General features: G+C 60.1%; 16 protein-coding genes. 10 read left to right on the forward strand and 6 right to left on the reverse strand.

Features of this window, described 5'->3' with window-relative positions:
- The first annotated feature begins 134 nt into the window (after positions 1 to 134).
- Positions 135 to 1,166: a class I SAM-dependent methyltransferase gene (locus DQ393_RS14500; protein ID WP_112342458.1), complete on the forward strand. Its 1,032-nt coding sequence runs from the start codon at positions 135 to 137 to the stop codon at positions 1,164 to 1,166.
- A gap of 83 nt (positions 1,167 to 1,249) precedes the next feature.
- A complete protein-coding gene (locus DQ393_RS33435; RefSeq protein ID WP_162736959.1) occupies positions 1,250 to 1,414 on the forward strand; it encodes a hypothetical protein in 165 nt (54 codons plus the stop codon).
- A gap of 137 nt (positions 1,415 to 1,551) precedes the next feature.
- Here DQ393_RS33435 and DQ393_RS14505 read toward each other — a convergent pair whose 3' ends face one another.
- Together DQ393_RS14505 and DQ393_RS14510 are read right to left on the reverse strand one after the other, a co-directional pair.
- Positions 1,552 to 1,794 carry a DUF1127 domain-containing protein gene (locus DQ393_RS14505; RefSeq protein WP_112342459.1) on the reverse strand — a complete coding sequence of 81 codons (243 nt, stop codon included), beginning with the start codon at positions 1,792 to 1,794 and terminating at the stop codon, positions 1,552 to 1,554.
- 414 nt (positions 1,795 to 2,208) lie between these two features.
- Entirely contained in the window at positions 2,209 to 3,768 is a 1,560-nt protein-coding gene (locus tag DQ393_RS14510) for a DUF4070 domain-containing protein (protein WP_112342460.1), read from the reverse strand.
- A 720-nt stretch (positions 3,769 to 4,488) separates the two neighbouring features.
- Here DQ393_RS14510 and DQ393_RS14515 point away from each other — a divergent pair.
- The 6 genes from DQ393_RS14515 (at position 4,489) to DQ393_RS14540 (ending at position 13,440) form a co-directional block, all read left to right on the forward strand.
- Positions 4,489 to 5,688, forward strand: coding sequence for an MFS transporter (locus DQ393_RS14515; protein WP_112342461.1), 1,200 nt, complete (start codon positions 4,489 to 4,491; stop codon positions 5,686 to 5,688).
- Positions 5,689 to 6,071: 383 nt separating this feature from the next.
- Positions 6,072 to 7,955: an MFS transporter gene (locus DQ393_RS14520; protein ID WP_112342462.1), complete on the forward strand. Its 1,884-nt coding sequence runs from the start codon at positions 6,072 to 6,074 to the stop codon at positions 7,953 to 7,955.
- Between the two features lie 561 nt (positions 7,956 to 8,516).
- Entirely contained in the window at positions 8,517 to 9,998 is a 1,482-nt protein-coding gene (locus tag DQ393_RS14525; RefSeq protein ID WP_112342511.1) for a sugar ABC transporter ATP-binding protein, read from the forward strand.
- On the forward strand, positions 9,998 to 11,029 hold the full coding sequence (locus tag DQ393_RS14530) for an ABC transporter permease (protein WP_112342463.1): 1,032 nt from the start codon (positions 9,998 to 10,000) through the stop codon (positions 11,027 to 11,029). The genes DQ393_RS14525 and DQ393_RS14530 overlap by 1 nt, the downstream gene beginning before the upstream one ends.
- A 40-nt stretch (positions 11,030 to 11,069) precedes the next feature.
- Positions 11,070 to 12,113 carry a substrate-binding domain-containing protein gene (locus DQ393_RS14535; protein ID WP_112342464.1) on the forward strand — a complete coding sequence of 348 codons (1,044 nt, stop codon included), beginning with the start codon at positions 11,070 to 11,072 and terminating at the stop codon, positions 12,111 to 12,113.
- A gap of 73 nt (positions 12,114 to 12,186) precedes the next feature.
- The gene (locus DQ393_RS14540; RefSeq protein ID WP_112342465.1) at positions 12,187 to 13,440 is read left to right on the forward strand and encodes an LVIVD repeat-containing protein; all 1,254 of its coding nucleotides are present in this window, start codon (positions 12,187 to 12,189) and stop codon (positions 13,438 to 13,440) included.
- Positions 13,441 to 13,515: 75 nt separating this feature from the next.
- Here the strand turns inward: DQ393_RS14540 and mgrA are convergent, their stop codons facing one another.
- The 4 genes from mgrA to DQ393_RS14560 form a co-directional block, all read right to left on the reverse strand.
- On the reverse strand, positions 13,516 to 14,559 hold the full coding sequence (gene mgrA / locus DQ393_RS14545; protein ID WP_112342466.1) for an L-glyceraldehyde 3-phosphate reductase: 1,044 nt from the start codon (positions 14,557 to 14,559) through the stop codon (positions 13,516 to 13,518).
- 329 nt (positions 14,560 to 14,888) lie between these two features.
- Complete coding sequence (locus tag DQ393_RS14550; protein ID WP_112342467.1) at positions 14,889 to 17,177, reverse strand: xanthine dehydrogenase family protein molybdopterin-binding subunit; 2,289 nt, start codon at positions 17,175 to 17,177, stop codon at positions 14,889 to 14,891.
- Complete coding sequence (locus tag DQ393_RS14555) at positions 17,174 to 18,157, reverse strand: FAD binding domain-containing protein (RefSeq protein WP_112342512.1); 984 nt, start codon at positions 18,155 to 18,157, stop codon at positions 17,174 to 17,176. The genes DQ393_RS14550 and DQ393_RS14555 overlap by 4 nt, the downstream gene beginning before the upstream one ends.
- The gene (locus DQ393_RS14560) at positions 18,157 to 18,630 is read right to left on the reverse strand and encodes a (2Fe-2S)-binding protein (RefSeq protein WP_112342468.1); all 474 of its coding nucleotides are present in this window, start codon (positions 18,628 to 18,630) and stop codon (positions 18,157 to 18,159) included. Before DQ393_RS14560 ends, DQ393_RS14555 begins: the two co-directional genes overlap by 1 nt.
- Positions 18,631 to 19,167: 537 nt before the next feature.
- On the opposite strand from DQ393_RS14560, the gene DQ393_RS14565 reads away from it, so the two are divergent.
- A complete protein-coding gene (locus DQ393_RS14565) occupies positions 19,168 to 19,515 on the forward strand; it encodes an NIPSNAP family protein (RefSeq protein ID WP_112342469.1) in 348 nt (115 codons plus the stop codon).
- Positions 19,516 to 19,699: 184 nt separating this feature from the next.
- The gene (locus DQ393_RS14570; protein ID WP_112342470.1) at positions 19,700 to 20,419 is read left to right on the forward strand and encodes a CDP-diacylglycerol diphosphatase; all 720 of its coding nucleotides are present in this window, start codon (positions 19,700 to 19,702) and stop codon (positions 20,417 to 20,419) included.
- Positions 20,420 to 20,456: the final 37 nt, after the last annotated feature.

Genomic DNA, 20,456 nt, shown 5'->3' on the forward strand with positions numbered 1-20,456 from the left:
TCACTCGCTTGACCAAGGCGGCTAATTTGATCCGTTTGATAACGACAGCGTTGCCGCAGTGACATTAACAAAACCATAGCGCTCATTTTTTATCTGAGATATGGTTTGCGGAGTGTTCACGGACTCGTTTAAAATTGAAACAATTTCAAACTGCTCTTGATGGCTATAGCCTCGTTACCGCGCAATCCATCTCGAAACATACGAGATCATCGAGTAACAGTCTTACAACCGAGCAAATTAAAGAGGGCGAGGCCGAACTTGCCCTTATTCTCTCTTTGGCACAGCAGGCATTTGAAGCCAGTGCACCGGTTCAGGGCATCATGAAAGCCCTGACGGAGCGCCTGCAGGCGTTGAAGAACAAGGTGACGCCCCGGACCTGGACGCATCTCACCGCCACTGCGCAGACGCATCCAGTTTCGTCCTTCCTGCTTCAGGACCCTCTGACCCGATGGTCCTTCGAAAAGCCGCGCGGCTATAGCGGCGATGCCTATCTGCTGGACTTCATTTATGAACATCCGGCCGTCGCCGAACAGGTGAAGGAAGCCTCGGCGCTGGGCGCCGAAGTTTACGATTTTACCCGGCAAGCCGCGTCCGCCGTTGCCGTGCGGGAGAGGCGTGATCTTCTGGCGGCGCATGTCGATGCGGTGGCCGAAAAGAACGACAAGGCCGAAATCCTGGCGATTGCGGCTGGCCACCTTCGTGAAGCGGAGCGCTCCCAGGCTCTGCAAAGCGGCAGGCTCAAGCGCTGGATCGCGCTCGATCAGGATCCCGTCAGCGTCGGTACCGTGAGTTCGGCCTTCCATGGCAGCTGCATCGAAGCGATCAACGGCTCTGTCCGCACCATTCTCGGGCGCGCGCAGAAGCTTGGCACGTTCGATTTCATCTATGCAGCCGGTCTTTACGATTATCTTGCCGAAAGCGTCGCCGTTCGGCTGACGGAGCGCTGCCTGCAGATGCTGAAGCCAGGTGGCAAGTTCCTTCTCGCGAATTTCGCAAAGGATATCGGCGTCGAAGGCTACATGGAAACCTTCATGAATTGGCCGTTGATCTGGCGAACGAATGAGGATGTGCAGTCGATCATCGACAAGGTCAAGCACCCGGTCACGGATGTTTCGGTCACGCGCGGTGAAAACGGCGGCGTCATATATGCGGTCCTGACCGTGTAACCCGAAGGCATGGCAATTGGCTAAACCGCGTGCGGCTTGGCCGGCGAAGACGGAATAAAGCAACGAGCAGAAGATAGACCAGGATGATGGCTGCCAAAGCGGCGAATGTCGCTGCTTCCTGCGCGATGACCTGCACTCCGTCCACGATCGAACAGAGCGATATGTCAACGGTCATCGTTCGCGCCACAGCAGGGGAGACCATCGATTGCCATCCCCCGCTGATGGCGGTGAAGCCATTTTTATGGTAACCGGCGGCGTACAGAACCATTCGGGTCTGCGCCGCCGATCATGCGTTTCATACCCTGGACGTTGTCGGTCAAGGCTATTTCCGGGCCGGAATCGATCGGCGGAATGGGATGAAGCGCTCATGCCCATCCTTTTCGGCCTAACCGAAGCGGCGCAGGTGTAGCGCCAGGGAATTGAACTGGCTCGGAGTGTCCTCCCGCTCCGGCAGACCAATGTCACGAAGCTGATGATTCGATAGTTCGGACACCTGCATGCGCGTTTGCCGCTGCCTCCAGACGACAAGCAGCAGAGCCCTTGCGGTCCTCCAGACACCGAATTTCTGGCATAGTTCGTCGATCGTCGCCGTCAAACTGTCAGCAACTAAAAATTGTGAATGCGTCATCGTCCTTCCTGGCGCAATTACGCAGCCAGGTCCTCTTGAAGCTTGACCGGCTTCAGGAGCAAGCGCGCAAAACATGCGCGGATTCATTCCCTGGGCAGGTCACGATGCAGTTATGGGAAAAGTGCCTAAACGGCGGTAGATAAAGCCTTTATTGGCTTTAAATAAAAGCTCGTCGTGTGGTTGGCATGGTGCATACCAAGCCAGCAACGAGCATTCCGCCGGAGACGTATGTAAACATTCGTGTATGATGCATGTCACGCCTCCTCTGTTTGATTTGCGGATGGGTATATAATACGCGAGATCGGAAAAACGGCAACCCCACAATTTCGAATTGCAGGAATCTCACGCCTGGTGTTGCGCCGGCGCAACAACAAAACAGGCTTCGTTGCAATGAAGCTCTTCGCCGAAGCGTCGCTAGAATGAGTTGACGATGCCACCGCCGGTGCGCATCTGCTGGACCATGATATGGGCATGGTAGTGCATGGCACACTTGATCGCGTAGATTTGCAGGATGATCGGAGAGCGGCGATGCCGCAGCAGATTGAGAAGCCGCCGGCGATAGACGGCGCGCAGATCCGCTTCCTTCACACCACGCATCAGGCGAACGAAAATTCCAGCCGCCTCCATCGCCCATGTTGCGTTGAGAACCAGCAGCCGCAAAGGATGGCGACGAAGGTGCCGTAAGCGGGTGCTTTCCGGTTCGATATGAGCATCGATGTAAAGCGCATCCAGCCGGTCGAAGTAAGCCGTCGGTTGATGCAGATCGCTAAGGACGGAAAGATATCCATCCCGCAGCGTTTCACGCGAAAGATTGAGCGGAATGACGTTGGTGCCGAAGGCGGGCGGATCATCGTGATCGAGCCTCCCCTCCTTGGCAAGACGCGTGTAGAGCGGCGTCTTCGGAATCGCCGCCAGCATGCCGATCATGGCGTTGACGATGCGCGCATCCTTGATGAAGACGCGCTGCGCATCGAAAATAGTCGCATCGTCGCTGTCGAAGCCGAGGATCATGCCGCACCACACTTCCATGCCGGTCTGCTGGATCGCGTGGATCTTTTCCAGCATGGTGCCGCCCTTGCGCAGGTTCTGCAGCTTCTTTGTTTCCCGCAACGCCTCCTCGTTCGGTGTTTCGATGCCGATGAAGACGACGCGGATATTGGCATCGACCATCAGCTGCATCAGCTCCGCATCGTCAGCCAGATCGATCGACGCTTCGGTGAGGAACGTCATCGGATAATGACGTCTTTCCTGCCAGGCGACGACATCGCGCAAAACCTCCTTGATCGCCTTCTTGTTACCGATCAGATTGTCGTCGACGATGAAGGCCGTATCCATTCCAGCGGCCAGCAGAGCCTCCATCTCGGCGATGACCTGGGCGCTGGTCTTGATGCGCGGCTTGCGGCCGAAGACCACGATGATATCGCAGAAATCGCAGGTGAAGGGACAGCCGCGCGAGAACTGGATGCTGCCGACGGCATATTCATGCATCTTCAGGAGGTCGAAGCGCGGCACCGGCACCTTGCTCATATCCGTTCTGTCGGACTGTTCGTAGCGCCGCGCATGGTTGTCCTGCCGCCATTCGCGCAGGAATTTCGGCCAGGTTTCCTCCGCTTCGCCGATGAAGGAGACATCGACGAGATCGCCGAAATAGTCTTCCTTGACCGTAACCCAAGGTCCGCCGACGACGGTGAAGCAATTGCGTCGTTTGAGCTCGATCAGGATTTCCGTCATCCGGAAGCGCTGGACGATCATGCCCGTCAGCGCAACGATGTCGGCTTTCTCGCAAAGGTCGTAGTCGATCGGTTCGATATTCTCGTCCAAGAGTATAACGGTATGTTCCGCGGGCGTTAGCGCCGCAAGCAGCGGCAGACAGGCAACGGGCAGGTTGGCCTTCACATCGAACAGCGGAAGCGCGTGTTCCATACCCCAATAGGAGGTTTCGAAACGCGGATTAATGATGACGATATGAGCCATTGAATATGCCGCTCCATGACGTAAAGATCTGGTTCGGTATTGCTTTGAGGCTGTAAATCATTTGTAGCTGCTTGAGCTCGCCTTCGGCTGCGAAGCAGGGTCTTCCAGCATCGAGGCGGCTGTTTTAGCAGCCGTATATGAGCTCAAGATTAAATTCCGGGTGCCGACGTGCCGACAGCGGTTGCAACGCGATGCCGACAGATCGGCGTCCTCATGACTGCGGAACGACACCGATGTCTGACAGGGCCATCGCGTCTGCGAGATGTTCGGTGGGGAACCTAGGTCCGATTTCGACATGGGGCTGGATCGTCCAGGCCACCGACCCGCAAGGCGCGTTCTTCTCGCTGGTTGCTCCGGTACACTGATTTTCACCCTGCCCTTGTGGGGGAGGTCGGAGCATAGCTCCGGGGTGGGGTGATCGCCGCAACCTTTGCAGCCAAGCAATTGTCACCCCCACCCGCCGCTACGCGGCGACCTCTCCCCTCAAGGAGAGGTATCACCCTACCGCTTAAAGCTACCGAGGATTCCTCACGCCGGGGCACACGCGCCCTGTGGGCGATCTGGCCGCCAGACTTTCAAACGTATCGCCCGCGCAGCCGATGAAAATTTTTCCGGCGGCAATGTCGAAATCGTCCCGACGCAATCGTCTTTATTCCAGACATGGTGAGAAAGGATATTATCCGATCTCTCGCGCCGAACCGGGCTGGAAGGAGCTGCGAAATGAATTCGTCCTATCGTTGGGTAATCGTCGGTGCCGGTGCGCTGATGACCTGTGTTGCGCTCGGCGCGATGTTTTCCTTAGCGATCTTTCAGGTGCCGATTGCCGCCGACACGGGCTGGTCGCATGCCGGCATCGCCGCCGCCATGACGTTGAATTTCCTGACCATGGGCTTGGGCGCCTTCGCCTGGGGTGCGGCAAGTGACCGCTTCGGCATCCGCATCGTGGTGACGATCGGTGCGCTGCTGCTCGGGCTTGCACTGGTCCTGGCGAGCCGCGCCGGCTCGCTCCTGCAATTCCAGCTGACTTACGGCATTCTCGTCGGCCTCGCCGCCAGCGCCTTTTTCGCGCCCATGATCGCGGCGACAACCGCATGGTTCGACAAGGGAAGAGGCCTGGCGGTGTCGCTGGTGTCGGCCGGCATGGGCGTCGCGCCGATGACGGTATCGCCTTTCGCCCGTTACCTTATTTCCGCCTATGACTGGCGCTTCGCTATGCTTGTCATCGGTCTCATGGCGTGGGTGCTTCTGATCCCGGCTGCCCTGCTGGTGCGGCGCGCGTCCGTTCTGGCGGAGACCTCCGGCTGGGGTGGGCAGGCGGAGGAGAAGAGCGTGCCGCTCGGCCAGATCTTCCGCTCGCCGCAATTCATCGTCCTTGGCGCCACCTTCTTTGCCTGCTGCGCGGCCCATTCCGGACCGATCTTCCATATGGTCAGCTACGCCACGATCTGCGGCGTAGGCCCTATGGCTGCCGTCAGCATCTACAGCGTCGAGGGACTTGCCGGGCTCGGCGGCCGCCTGCTCTATGGTACGCTTGCCGACAGGCTCGGCGTCAAACCGGTGCTGATCGCCGGTCTGCTGGTACAGGCGGCAGCACTTGCCACCTATCTGCTGGTCAGCGAACTCGGCGAATTCTATGCACTGGCGATCGTTTTCGGCAGCGCCTATGGCGGCGTCATGCCGCTTTATGCGGTGCTTGCCCGCGAATATTTCGGGCCGCGTGTCATCGGCACCGTCTTCGGCGCGGCATCGATGCTTTCGAGCATCGGCATGGCGGCCGGGCCGCTGATCGGCGGCTGGATATTCGACAGCTTCGCCAATTATTCGTGGCTGTTCATCGGTTCGTCCATGGTCGGTCTGGGGGCCGCCGGTATCGCCCTTGCCTTTCCGCCGATCCGGCGCCTGCGGCTGCAGCCGGCGTGAGACAGGCCCAGAGCGGCGCAGACGCGGACCTGTGACCTCCGGCACGCGGCACATTTCAGATACGGCTGATGCCAGTCTTCCTGGCGCCGGCCCCGTGCCGCGAGTACGCCGTATTAGCGCCCCGTAGCGATATATTCGTATTTCTTGATGCTTTACGCACAGTTTTCCATAGCGACAGCGGTTGCAGGCATTGCAATTTTCAATTTTTAGCCAACACTCGCAAATGCATCAGGTGCGTGATCTCCCGGGGGAGGAAATCGGGAGAGCACCCACTGGCGCGACTTTCCGCGCCCATCGGCAGGAAAGTCCTGCGTAATGTCATTATGGGGGACATGACACGGGTCTTTTGACCATGTCCCTGGTGCAATTGGGAGGATTGATTCATGGCATCCACGTCCGTGGCCGAGACGAACGGTCGAGGCATGACCAGGGAAGAGAAGAAGGTCATCTTCGCCTCTTCGCTCGGCACAGTGTTCGAATGGTACGACTTCTATCTCTATGGGTCGCTGGCCGCTTTCATCGGCGCAACCTTCTTCAGCGATTATCCGGAGGCGACCCGCAATATCTTCGCTTTGCTGGCTTTCGCCGCGGGCTTTCTCGTCCGGCCATTCGGCGCCCTGGTCTTTGGACGCATCGGCGACCTCGTGGGACGCAAATATACCTTCCTCGTCACCATCCTGATCATGGGTTTCTCGACCTTCCTGGTCGGCGTTCTGCCCGGCTCGGCAAGCTGGGGCATCGCCGCTCCCGTCATCCTGATCATCCTGCGCCTGCTGCAGGGCCTGGCGCTTGGCGGCGAGTATGGTGGTGCCGCCACCTATGTCGCCGAGCATGCGCCCGACAACAGGCGCGGCTACTACACGTCGTGGATCCAGACGACGGCAACGCTCGGTCTGTTCCTGTCGCTGATCGTCATCCTGATTGTCCAGAATGCCCTCGGCAAGGAGGCTTTCGCGGCCTGGGGCTGGCGCATTCCCTTCCTTCTCTCCTGCCTGCTGCTCGCCATCTCCGTCTGGATTCGGCTCTCGCTCAGCGAATCGCCGGCCTTCAAGAAGATGAAGGAAGAGGGCAAGGGCTCCAAAGCGCCGCTTTCCGAAGCCTTCGGCCAATGGAAGAACGCAAAAATCGCCCTCATCGCCCTGCTCGGCCTCACTGCCGGCCAGGCGGTCGTCTGGTATGCCGGCCAGTTCTACTCGCTGTTCTTTCTGCAGAACGTGCTGAAGGTCGACGGCCAATCGGTCAACATCATGATCGCGATCGCGCTTCTGATCGGGAGCGGCTTCTTCGTGTTCTTCGGCTGGCTGTCCGACAAGATCGGCCGCAAGCCGATCATCATGGCGGGCCTTGCGCTGGCGATCCTCACCTATTTCCCGCTGTTCAAGGCGCTGACCAACGCCGCAAACCCCGCCCTCGCCCAAGCGGAACAGACGGTCCACGCCACGGTGACGGCAGCTCCCGGCGATTGCACATTCCAGTTCAATCCCGTAGGAACCGCCAAGTTCAACAATTCGTGCGATATCGCCACGTCCTTCCTGGCGAAATCTTCCGTGCCCTATACGATTGTCGAAGGTCCAGCCGGTCAGCCGGCGACGATCAAGGTCGGCGACGCGACCATAACCTCCTATGACGCAACGGCGGCAGGTGCCGGAGCAGCAGCGAAGAGCGCGGCATTCACGCATGACATGAACCTTGCCTTGCAGAAGGCCGGCTTCCCGCTGGCGCGCGACGCCGCCAAGGTTCCCGACGCCAAGCTCGATGCCTTCATCGCCGCCAACCCGGAACTCGGGCTGAACGCCGCAACCGTGCGAGCGGGCGATAAGACGGTGACCCCGGTTGCCGATCTCATCAAAGCGAAACTGCTGACGGCGGATCAAGCTGGCGGCGCGACAGAGATGCCGGTCTACACCATCGCCAACGGCGGCGCCTTCAAGATGGTTGCCGATCCCTCGGCCATCAATTGGCCTTTGACCATCCTGATCCTGACGATCCTCGTCATTTATGTGACGATGGTCTACGGCCCGATTGCCGCGATCCTGGTGGAGATGTTCCCGACCCGCATCCGCTATACCGGCATGTCGCTGCCCTATCATATCGGCAATGGCTGGTTCGGCGGCCTGCTGCCGGCAACGGTCTTCGCCATGAGTGCCGCAACGGGCGACATCTATTACGGCCTGTGGTACCCGATCGCGATCGCTGCGATGACGCTCGTCATCGGCCTTATCTTCGTTCGCGAAACCAAGGGTATCGATCTCAACGCCATCAAGTAACGCTGGAAAGCCCGGCCTGCGCTGTTGCGGGCCGGGCTTTTCTTCGCTTGCCTTGGGAGGCCTTGATCGACGCGCGTTCAGGCACCGCAAAAAGCGTGCAGCAATAGCAAGAGGGAAAAGAGCACCATGAGGCCTGCCAGGACATGTTGCAGGATCGGCCAAATGCGTCGGCTTGCAGCGAAGCTCGGTCGGGCCGCAAGGGATGCAAGGTAAAGAACTGTGTCCATAAAAACTCCTGGCGCATATATCCGAATGGCGAAACCAATGCCGTCACGACTACGGAAATTCGCGATATCCGAGCTTTTATATTGTCTATAAAATTAGTAGACTAAAGGAAGGGTTTTTCAGCTCCCTTGGCATTTCGGACAAATTAAACTCACGCGCTGCAGAGCGGCATATTGTTTGATTGATCTCATTCCCAACCCACGGAGATCACCAGTAAACCTAAGCAAAACCAAATGAAAATTTATTCTATAGAATAAATCAACAAAGCAAGGCCGATCCTTGTGATTGGGCGGCAGTGGCTTACTGCTGTCGCAGACAATCATCGAGCCTGCACGCATGACCTTGCTGGATATTCAAAATCTCTCGCTTGCCTTCGGCTCGACGCAGGCCCTGGCGGGCGCGTCGCTCACCATCGACAGCGGCGAAGTCGTCGCGCTGATGGGAGCCAACGGCGCTGGGAAATCGACTTTGGTGAAAATCCTGTCGGGCATTCACCGCGCCGATTCAGGCAGGATCTTGTGGAACGGCAATGATTATCACGCCGACAGTCCAGCCGAGGCCGTAGCCCAAGGCATCGTCACCGTGCACCAATCCACTGACGTCGTCGGCGTGGCGGGCCTTTCGATGGCAGATGCCCTTCTGCTCAATCAATTCGTCGATGGACGACAGCCCTTCTTCCTGTCGAAGCGTACGGTGCGGCGAAAGGCGGCGACCATCCTTTCGGAAGCCGGTTTCGACCTGCCGCTCGATCGGGATTTCGGCGACCTCGGTACGGCGGACCGGCAGATGGTTGCCATTGCGCGAGCCCTCTCGAACAAGGCGCAGCTTCTGATCCTGGACGAGCCGACGGCAAGCCTTTCCGCACGCGAGACAGGGCGCCTTTACGATATCGTTCGCCAACTGAAAGCGCGCGGCCTCGGCATTCTCTATATCTCGCATCGAACCGCCGATCTCGATGCGCTGGCCGACCGCGTAGTCGTCCTGCGCGGCGGCCGCAATGTCGGTGACTTTACACGCCCCATCGATTTTAACGCTGCCATCGAAACCATGATCGGACGATCGATGACGGCCGCTCGTCCGCATCGCCGCGAACGGTTCGACCAAACCGTGCTGGAGCTTCAGGGCGTGCGGCTGCTTGCCGGCAGCCCGCCGATCGATCTCAAGCTTCATGCCGGCGAAGTCGTAGCGATTACCGGCGTTCTCGGCGCCGGCAAAAGCCGGCTTCTCTCGGCCCTTTTCGGCCTCGAACGCTTCGCTGCCGGCAACGCGCTGCTCGATGGCGCCCCCTTTGAGCCCGCCTCGCCCGCAGAGGCGATCGCGCGCGGCGTCGTCATGGCTGCCGCCGATCGGCATCGCTCCTCGCTGATGCCGCTGGACTGGCCGGGCGAAAGCATCGCCTCCACGATCAGCCTGCCGCACCTGAAGCAATGGTATCCATCGGGTTTCCTGTTTTCGGGGCGAGAGACTCGTGAGGGCGAAAAGGCCATTCGGCGCCTCGGCATCAAGGCGTCTGGTCCCGACGCATCCGTCTGGTCGCTTTCCGGCGGCAATCAGCAAAAGGTCGTGCTCGCGCGCTGGGAGGCGGAGCCGAGCCGCCTGCTGCTGCTCGACGAACCCTTCCAGGGTGTCGATGTCGGTGCCCGCCAGGACATTATCGCCGCCATCCGCGCCCATAGCGATCGCGCCACCCTGATTGCCACATCCGATCCGGAAGAGGCGCTCGAAGTCGCCGACCGGGTGGTGCTGATGGAGCATCACACACTGAAAGAGGTCGCTCACGCAAGTGACGGCGATCGGCAGAACGAGGAATATGCCTGATGAGTGAAGGAACCATCCAGATCCCCGAGGGAAAGGCAGTAGACGGCGCGATATCGCCACGTGAATTCGTACGGCGGGGGGCTGTATTTTTCCTCCTCCTTGCCCTCGTCATCATCTTCAGCCTCGCCCAGCCGGCCTTCATCAATATCAACAATCTGATGAGCATCCTGCAGGCGGTTTCGGTGGTCGCCATCATCGGCGCGGGCGTTACGGTGACGCTTGCCATCGGCGGCTTCGATCTTTCCGTCGGTGCGGTCGCCGCCTCGAGTGTCATGGCGGCGAGCTATGCCATGATCGTGCTCAATCTCAACGCCTACGAGACGGTGCCGCTGGTGCTCGCTTTCGGCGCGATCGTCGGGCTCGTCAATGCCTTGCTGATCGTTCGCCTGAAGGTACCGGATCTGCTCGCCACGCTCGCGACCATGTTTCTTTTGACCGGGCTGCAGCTGATCCCAACCGCCGGGCGCTCTATCTCCGTCGGCCTCATTCTTCCCGATGGAACGACGGCAACCGGCAAGGTTGACCCTGCCTTCCTGACGATCGGACGGTCGAGCCTGTTCGGCACCATTCCCTTCCCCGTCATCCTCATGCTGATCGTCGCCTTCGTGCTCTACGTCCTCACGGAGCGCACACGCCTTGGCCGCCTTCTCTATGCGACCGGCGGCAATGAAGCCGCGACCAGGCTCGCCGGCGCCAATATCGCCCGCCTGAAGACCTTTGCCTACGTGCTTTCGGGCACTCTCGCCTCGCTTGGCGGCATCATCGTCGCTGCCCGTGTCGGACGTGGCGACGTCTCCTCCGGCGCCTCGCTGCTGATGGATTCCGTGGCAGCCTCGCTCATTGGCTTTGCCGTGCTGGGACTGCGCCGCCCCAACGTTCTCGGCACGACGATCGGCGCCGTCTTCGTCGGCGTGCTTCTGAACGGGCTGACGATGCTGAATGCGCCCTATTACACGCAGGACTTCATCAAGGGCGCCGTTCTCGTCGGTGCGCTTGCACTTACCTATGGGATCAGCCGCAGCAAGGCGTGATCCCGGCATCCGTCCCAACTCGACACTCAATGGATTTTCAATGATCAAATTATTCAAAGCCATCGCTTCGGCCATTGTCGCCGGCTCGCTTTTCATGACCTCGGCATCGGCGGCAGGCCTCAGCGGCGCGCCCGCTCCCTTCGACAAGAGGACCGTCAATATTGCTGTCGTCAGCTTCCTGGGCAGCGGCGACTGGCTGCAGGCCTTCGAGGCCGGTGTCAAGCGGCAGGCGGATGCGCTTGGCGTCAACCTCACCGTCTCCCAGGCCCGCAATGACAACGACACGCAGCGCAATCTCGTCGAGCAGGCGATCAATCTCGGTGTCGACGGCATCATCATCAACAATGGCCGCCCCGAAGTCCTGAAGGATGTCGCGCAGAAGGCGCTCGACAAAGGCATCAAGGTCGTCGCCTATGACGTCAACCTCGACGATCCGCAAATTCCGCAGATCGAACAGAGCGACAGGGATATGGCCAAGCTCGTGCTTGACCAGGCCGTGAAGGATAAGGGTGACGGGTTCACCGGCGGTGCCGTCTACGTTGCCGGTTTTGCGCCGCTCGACCGCCGCTATGCGGTGTGGAAGGATTTCATTGTCAAGCACAATCTGAAGGAAAAGGCCGTCTGGGGCGTGGTCAATGACACCGTGCCTGCTTCCGTGGCCGACCAGACCAAGGCCGTCCTGCGCGCCAATCCGGATATTTCGGTGATCTTTACGCCGTGGGATGAGTTTGCCAAGGGCGTGAAGCTCGCCATCGACGAGCTCGGCCTTTCCGGCCAGGTGAAGATCTATGGTGTCGACACCTCGACTGCCGATATCCAGCTGATGGTCGAGCCGGACAGCGCCTGGGTCGCTACCGCTGCCACGAACGCTGCCGTCGTCGGCGAAGTTTCCGTTCGCGCCGTTTCGCTTGCCATTGCCGGCCAGTCCCCGGGCCGCTCCGTTCTTCTGCAGCCGACGCTCATCACGCGTGACGATCTCATCAACAACAAGATCGGCACGATCGAAGAACTGCAGCAGAAATTCCCGGCCTTCCTGAAGAGCGATGCCGCAACAGCCAGCTGGATTCCGGCGGCTAAGAACTGAGCCTTATCAATTGCTTTCACAGGCGCCGCCCCTACGGGCGGCCCTTTTCATTCCCCTGAGCGTGAGACGTCCCATGGCATCGACCGATCTGCCTGAACCCGACTTTGCCCGCAACATGAAACTGATCGGCCATAGCGATATCGGCGGCCGCGGCGATGGCTTGCAGCTGATGGTTCATCGAGGCTACGCCTATGTCGCCCATCCCTGGTCGCAGGGCCTCTCGATCGTCGACGTGCGCGACCCGAAGAACCCGCAGACGGTCAATTACGTGCCGGCGCCGGCAAATACCTGGAACATCCATCTGCAGACGCATGACGACCTGCTGCTGGTCATCAACGCGCTCGACCTCTTTGCCGACGTGGAAACCTTCACGGACGAGAAGGCCTATTACACGCAATCCGTCGGCGAGACAGTCGCCTCCAGAAAACGTGAGCGCGCCTGGACCGCGGGCATGAGCGTGTTCGATATCTCCATTCCCAACCGTCCGCGCAAGATCGGCCAGTTGGATGTCGAAGGCGTCGGCTTTCATAGGCTGTGGTATGTCGGCGGCCGCTATGCCTATGCCTCGGCGCTGCTCGACGGCTTTACCGACTATATCTTCGTCACTATCGACATGGCCGATCCAACCAGGCCCGAACTTGTCGGCCGGTGGTGGCTTCCCGGCATGAACAAGGCGGCGGGAGAAACGCCGGATTGGGGCGAAGGTAAGCGTTATGCCCTGCACCATGCACTTGTCCATGGCGACACCGCCTATGCCTGCTGGCGCGACGGCGGATTGACGCTTCTCGACGTCAAGGATCATTCCGCCCCCCGGCTCATCAAGCACCATAACTGGTGCCCGCCCTATGGCGGCGGCACGCATTCGCCGCTGCCGCTTCCCGGCCGCGATCTTCTTGTCGTTGCGGATGAAGCCGTGCTGGACAAGGAGGAAGACGGCCGCAAGCATACCTGGGTCTTCGACATCCGCGTGCCCGAAAATCCGATCAGCGTCTCGACCTTCCCGATCCCGGCCGAAATAGATTACGCGAAGAAGGGCGGTCATTTCGGACCGCACAATCTGCATGAAAACCGGCCCGGCTCGTTCGTCTCCGAAACCCTGATCTTTGCGACTTGGCAGAATGCCGGCATTCGCGCCTTCGACATTTCCGACCCCTATCATCCTGTCGAAACCGGCGCTCTCGTGCCGGCGGGGCCGACTGTCATGACCGACCGCCGTCCCGGCCGGCCGAAGGTCATCCAGTCCGCCGACGTCTTCGTTGACGCCAATGGCCTGATCTATGCGACGGATTACAATGCCGGACTTGAGATCATCGAATATGGCGGCTGAGGAACAGCCTGCCCTCAGCCTGCTATTCATCGCAAGGCAATCTGCCCGACATCTCGGGCAGATGCTGCCGTCGTATCAGACGGCCTCGTCGTGCGAGGGCTTTTCCCAAAGATTGATACCGCCTTCGACGGCATAACGATCGATCTCGGCGAGCTCCTCCGGGCTGAATGTGAGATCGTTCAGGGCGGCCACGTTTTCCTCGACCTGACGTGCCGAGCTTGCACCAATCAGGGCCGACGTCACCCGTGGATCCCTGAGAACCCAAGCGATGGCAAGCTGGGCCAGCGACTGGCCGCGACGCTTGGCGATCTCGTTGAGCGCCCGGGCGCGATCGATATTCTCCTCTTTCAAATGCTCAGGGCGCAGGAAGTCCCCACCCGGCCGATTGACGCGGGCATCCTCCGGAACGCCGTTGAGATACTTGTTGGTGAGCAGGCCCTGAGCGAGCGGCGTGAAGGCGATGATACCGGCTCCGACTTCGTCCGAGGCGGCAAGCAAATCCTTCTCGACCCAGCGATTGAAGAGATTATAGGCCGGCTGATTGATCAGGAGCGGCACCTGACGTTCCTTCAGGAGTGCTGCGATTTCGCGCGTCTTGTTGCCGGAATAAGACGATACGCCGACATAAAGCGCCTTGCCCTGCCGGACCGCCTGGGCAAGTGCGTCGGCCGTTTCTTCCAGCGGCGTCTCCGCATCGAAGCGATGGGAATAAAAGATATCGACATAGTCGACGCCAAGCCGGGTCAGGCTCTGGTCAAGGCTGGCAAGCAGCGCCTGCTTCGATCCGCCGCCACGGCCATAGGGACCCGGCCACATGTCCCAGCCTGCCTTGGAGGAGATGATCAGCTCGTCGCGATAAGCGGCCAGATCCTGTCTCAGGATATGACCGAAATTGATCTCTGCGCTTCCCGCAGGCGGGCCGTAATTGTTAGCGAGATCGAAGTGCGTGATGCCGAGATCGAACGCCTTGAACAGGATCGACCTTTGCGTATCGAGAGGCGTCGTATCGCCGAAATTGTGCCAGAGGCCGAAAGAGATGGCGGGCAATTTGAGGCCGCTTCGACCGACGCGGCGGAAATGGGCCGAGTCATAGCGTTCCGGATCGGGGCGGTAGGTCATGAATTGTCTTCCTGTCGATCAAATTATGCGAGGTAGCGACGCGGACAACACAGCTTCGGCTCTGGCCTTGCTGTGGTCACCCTCGCTCGGGGCACAGAATGGCAGAGAGGCTATCGATGAGAAGCCAATCCATATTTTTTATCGACGAGAGAGGAGAAGTTTTTTCCAGGGTGCTGACTGAGCGCATCGAGAATGCGCCAGAGTCGTTCCCACGTCCTGGTAAGATTGCAGGAAAATCTGCGGCCGCTCGTTCGCTCAAATCGGAACTGGCTCAACCTCGAAAAATTCGAGCCGCACGCTTTGCGCAATGCGGCTCGAACCTTCTGCCCTTAGAGCAGCTTTTCCAATGTGATCGGCAGGTCGCGAACGCGCTTGCCGGTGGCATGGAACACGGCATTGGCAATCGCCGGCGCCACACCGACGATGCCCACCTCGCCGACGCCCTTGCCGCCAAGCGCCGAGGCGTTGAAATCCGGCACGCCGACGGAGATCACCTGGATATCCGGGATGTCGGAATTCGTCGGCACGAGGTAATCGCCGACATTGTTGTTGATGGTGCGCCCGTTGCGCTGATCGATAAGCCCTTCTTCGAGAAGTGCCTGGCCGATGCCCATGATGATGCCGCCGCGCCACTGGCTTTCGACCAGCCGCGGATTATAGAGCCGGCCGCAGTCGAAGGCGGAGACCATGCGGGAGACGCGCACCGTGCCGAAATCCTCGTCGACCCGAACTTCGGCAAAATGGGCGCACCAGCTATGCATCGAATAGTCGCCCATGGTCGGCCCTTGAACTCTAGCCATGGTGGTCCAGGCCTGAAGCTGCTCCTGTGCGTTTGTACCGTCAGGCAGGGTATTGCGCCGGACTTCGATCTCCTCACGTTTCAGTGCGGACATCAGTTCGGCAAGCGTCAGCGATGGCGTCTCGCCGCGCGGTGCCACGATGCGCCCTTCGGCGAAATTCAGCGTATTCGCGCCCGTATCGCGGAAGGGCGAGTTGGCATCGCTGAGTGCAAGGCCGATGAGCTCGTCGCGCGCCGCGACCGCAGCCTTATGGACGGCTCCCATGATCGATCCGGCCAGCATCGAGCCGCCGGCGATCGCCGAACCCGGTAGCCGTGAGTCGCCGAGATAGACCTCGACCTGATCCACAGGAATGCCGAAGACCTCAGCGGCACTCTGGGCAAGGATCGTATAGGTGCCCTGCCCCATGTCGATGGCGCCACTGACGACCTCGACCCGGCCGTTCGCGAGAATACGGATCATTGCCTCGCTCGGTGCCCGGATGACGGGGAAGGTGCCGCAGCCAATGCCCCAGCCGACCAGCGTCTTGCCATCTCGCATCGAGCGCGGCGCGTGGCTGCGCTTCGACCAGCCGAAGGCTTCAGCACCCTCGGTCAAGGCTTCGCGCAGCCGGCGCGTCGACCATGGTTTGCCGGACTGGTAATCGTGATCGGCATAGTTCTTCAGCCTGAGCTCGAGCGGATCCATGCCGAGCTTGTAGGCCAGTTCCTCGATCGCGCATTCGATGCCGTAGGCGCTCGGGTTCTTGCCCGGACCGCGCAAGGCGCCGGGCGTCACGCTGTTGACCGGCACGACACGATGCTGCGAGGAGAAATTCTCGACCTTGTAAAGGATCGAGGTTGCCGCCCCCGTCTGCTCCGGCCAGTCGGCATCGAGCGAGGTTTCGCTGGCACCGCGATGGACGATCGCCTGCAGGATGCCATCCTTCGTCGCGCCGAGCGCGATTTTCTGCCTGGTCGCGGCGCGCCCGCCATAGCTGGTGAAATTCTGCGGGCGGGTGACCGCAAGTTTCACCGGCCGGCCTAGCTTTCTTGCCGCCGCGACGGCAACCGCGCCATAGGCAAGCGGCATCCCTTTCGATCCGAAGCCGCCGCCGATGAAAGGCGAGATAATGCGGACATTCTCATAGGGCATGTCGAACCATTCGGAATACATGCGCGCCATGCCATGCGACCATTGGCTCGGCTCCCAGATCGTCAGTTGGTCGCCATCCCACTTCGCCGTCAAACCATGCGGCTCCATCGCGACGTGATATTCGCGCGGCGTCGAATATTCCGCTTCGATCCTAACGGGGGATGCGGCAAGTGCTGCCTCGGCATCGCCCCAGGCAACCGAGAGCGGCTCCATCAGCTTGCCTTCGCCGGCATTCGGATCGTTGAGATCGGCGACGTGCTCGCTCTCTTCGTAGGTAATGTGGATCAGCCCAGCCGCCTCCGTTGCCTGCTCGCGGCTTTCAGCGACCACGGCGGCGATCGACTGACCGTTGAACTGCACCTTGCGCGGCAGCGGATAATAGGGACCTTCAACGGGCTTGTTGCCGCCCCAGTCGGCGCCGAGCTTAAGGCCGAGGTCGTCCTCCGGCGTCAGCACCAGAAGTACGCCCGGCATTGCGAGTGCGGCCGACATGTCGACTTTGACGACACGCCCGGCCGGGATCGTGCTCTGGACAAGGACGGCGTAAGCGAGGTTCTCGACAGGATATTCCAGCGCATAGGTCGCCGTTCCCGTCACCTTCATATTGCCTTCGAAGCGCGACTGACGACCGCCGACCGTACCATCGGAAGCATCGCCATGTTTGCGGGGTTCCATCATGGTCATGCAAGACCTCCCATCTTCAGAATGGCGCGGGCGATGACGCGCGGCGCGAGTTCGATCTTGTAACGGTTGCCGCCATGCGCGACGGCGCCCTCCATCGCGAGACGGCTGGCCTTCTCCACGAGTTCAGCATCAAGAGCCTTACCGATCAGCGCCTGCTCGACGACATGCGCCCGCCAGGGCTTGGTGGCGACGCCGCCAATTGCCACGCGGATATCGCGGATCGTCCTGCCGTCGGATTCAAGCTCCAGACCGACTGCGGCACTCGCAGCAGCAAATTCATAGGATTGCCGATCGCGGATCTTGAGGTAGGTGGAGTTCCGGGCCGCGGCGGAGGCAGGAATAGTGACGGTAGTGATGATTTCGCCGCGCTTCAGGACGGTTTCCTTGTCCGGCGTATCGCCGGGCGGAAGGAAGAAATCGTCGACGGTGACCTTGCGGCTATCCGTCTCCACCACGGCGTCGAATGCGGCCAGAGCGACCGCCAAATCGCCTGGATAGGACGCGATGCATGCCTGGCTCGTTCCGAGCACGGCGTGGTTGCGCGTGATACCGCCGATCGCCGCGCAGCCGGAACCGGGCTTGCGCTTGTTGCAGGCGGAAAAGGTGCCCGGATCGCGGAAGTAGGGACAGCGCGTTCGTTGCAGAAGATTGCCGCCGATCGTTGCCATGTTTCGGAGCTGGGCGGACGCGGCCAATGCCAGCGATTCCGAGACCGCCGGAAATGCTGTGCGGATAGCCTCATGGTCGGCGACCTCGCTCATTCTGGCAAGCGCGCCAATCCTGGCACCGGCCGCATCGACCGCAATGCCGCTCATGCCGGAAATATGGGTGACGTCGATGACTGCGTCAGGCTCGCTCACCCCGCATTTGGCGAGATCGAGCAGCGTCGTGCCGCCGGCAAGGATCATCGCGCCGGCCTGTTGCGCCGCCTGGCCGGCTTCGGCCGCAGATGTGGCGCGCAGATAGGAAAAGTTTCGCATCATGCCACCTCCGCCGCCTGGCGCACGGCCGCAACGATGTTGTTATAGGCCCCGCACCGACAGAGATTGCCGGACATATATTCGCGAATCTCGGCGTCGGAACCGGCATGTCCCTCGCGAATGCAGGCAACCGCCGACATGATCTGGCCCGGCGTGCAATAGCCGCACTGGAAGGCGTCGTGTTCGATGAACGCAGCCTGCACCGGATGCAGATCCCCCGCGTCTCCGGCCAACCCCTCGATGGTCGTAATCTCGCGGCCTTCCACCTGCGCAGCCAGCGTCAGACAGGAGAGCACGCGCTTGCCGTCGACATGGCAGGTACAGGCGCCGCACTGGCCCTGATCGCAGCCCTTTTTGGTGCCCGTGAGCGAGAGGTGTTCACGCAGTGCATCGAGCAGGGTGACGCGCGGTTCGAGGTCAAGCTCGCGGCGCTGCCCATTGATGTCGAGTGCGATATGGATGGTTCGTGTCATGATAAGGCTCCTGCCATCGTCATGAAAATGAGACCTACGAAAACTAGTAGAGTTTGTTCGTTGGTCTACCGGTTGCTCTATGATTTTTCAGGAAGGCGAATTGCCAGCATGTCCTCACAATAGCCGGCTCATCGGAATTAGACGCGGAACGCCACCTATAAACGGAGGCGCCTCCGTTTAAAGTACCGCCTCGTTTGTTTTCGTCAAGCCCCGACATTCGGGCGACTTGGACCGATCGAGATGAAGGATAGGCGGGAGGTGGGCCGAAAGAGCCTCTGCTGTTTGTCCTCGGTTGCCCCACTGGGTGCCGGTGGGATAAGGGGATCGATCAACGCCCCTCCCGGTCCATCAACTCACTTGAAAAATAAAGCGCATCTCTGTTATGCTCAAATTGAGCAATAGTAATCCAGATCATGGGAACACATTTCGATTCACCACTAAAAGGAATCACAGCCTACTGTTATCGCTCAGCTATTTCAAATTGGCCCCTGAGGGACGGCCCCGGCCTGTTCCGAATTCACTCAACGAGGATTTTCTATGATCCATGAAATGCGCATCTATACTTGCTTGCCCGGCAAGCTGCCAGCGCTCCAGGAGCGTTTCGAAATGGCGACGCTGGCGATCTGGGACCGGCTCGGCATCCGTCCCCTCGGTTTCTGGACGACGATGGTCGGGCCCTCCAGCAACGACCTCATCTATTTCCTCGAATGGCAATCGCTGGAGGAGCGCGAGCGGAAATGGGCGGAATTCCTGGCTGATCCGGCCTGGAAGGAGGCCAGGGCGAAAAGCGAAGCGCCGGGCCAGATCGTCGCCAATATCGCCAGTTCGATCCTGCAGCCGACTGGATTCTTTCGCCCCTTTATCTCCGTCGACGCCGATGGCTGAAGACGGATAGAGGATTAATGGGCGGCCTTACGTGAGGATGAAGCGGAACAGATATGCAGTGGGATGCGGTCCTGATTTGACGCGCAACGGCCGTCAAGCCGTCACATCGGCCTAATAGGCCTATGCTAAGCCGTCCGAAATTTGGAAAAATGCCGAATTGTTTGAACCAGGGAAATTTCACGCCATGACTTTCTCTCGCCGCGTTGCCGCTCTTGCCGCATCATTTCTTCCCTTCCTTTTCGCACCGGCCTTTGCCGATTCCGACGTGCTGTGGAAGATCGTGCATGACAAATGCGTCGTGCAGACTGCGCCCTGCCTTTCGGTGAACACGGCCGAGCATTACGCAATGCTGAAGGATCTGCGGGGGGTTGCGCAATTTCTCCTGATTCCGACCGATAAGATCACCGGAATCGAAAGTGCCGATCTTCTCGATCCGGCGACGCCTAACTTCTTTGCCGATGCCTGGGCCGAACAGGGCGATGTCGATTCTCGCCTGCCGCGCCCCGTCCCGCGCGATGGCATGAGCCTCGCTGTCAACGCGCTGCAGGCCCGCTCGCAGAACCAGCTGCATATCCATATCGATTGTTTGAGCGCCGATGCACGGGCCGCCCTGAAGGCGGACGCCGACAAGATCGGAACGGACTGGGCGCCCCTTCCCGATGCGATTGCCGGCCATAAGTTCGCGGCGATCCGTGTCAAGGGCGAGACATTGGGCGATTTCAATCCGTTCCTGGCTCTCGCCAAAACATTGAAGCACCCTGCAAAGGAAATGGGCGATCACAATCTCGTGGTGACCGGCGCCAATTTCGCCGATGGCCCCGGCTTTATCGTGTTGACGGACGTGGCGCTGCCCGGCATGGGCGGGGAAGACGTACAGGATCACAGCTGCGCGATCATGCATTAAAAACAAGGAGATGCCGCCTTCAAGGCCTCTGATGCGA

This window comes from Martinezella tropici (assembly GCF_003287875.1).
Classification (GTDB): Bacteria; Pseudomonadota; Alphaproteobacteria; order Rhizobiales; family Rhizobiaceae; genus Rhizobium; species Rhizobium tropici_C.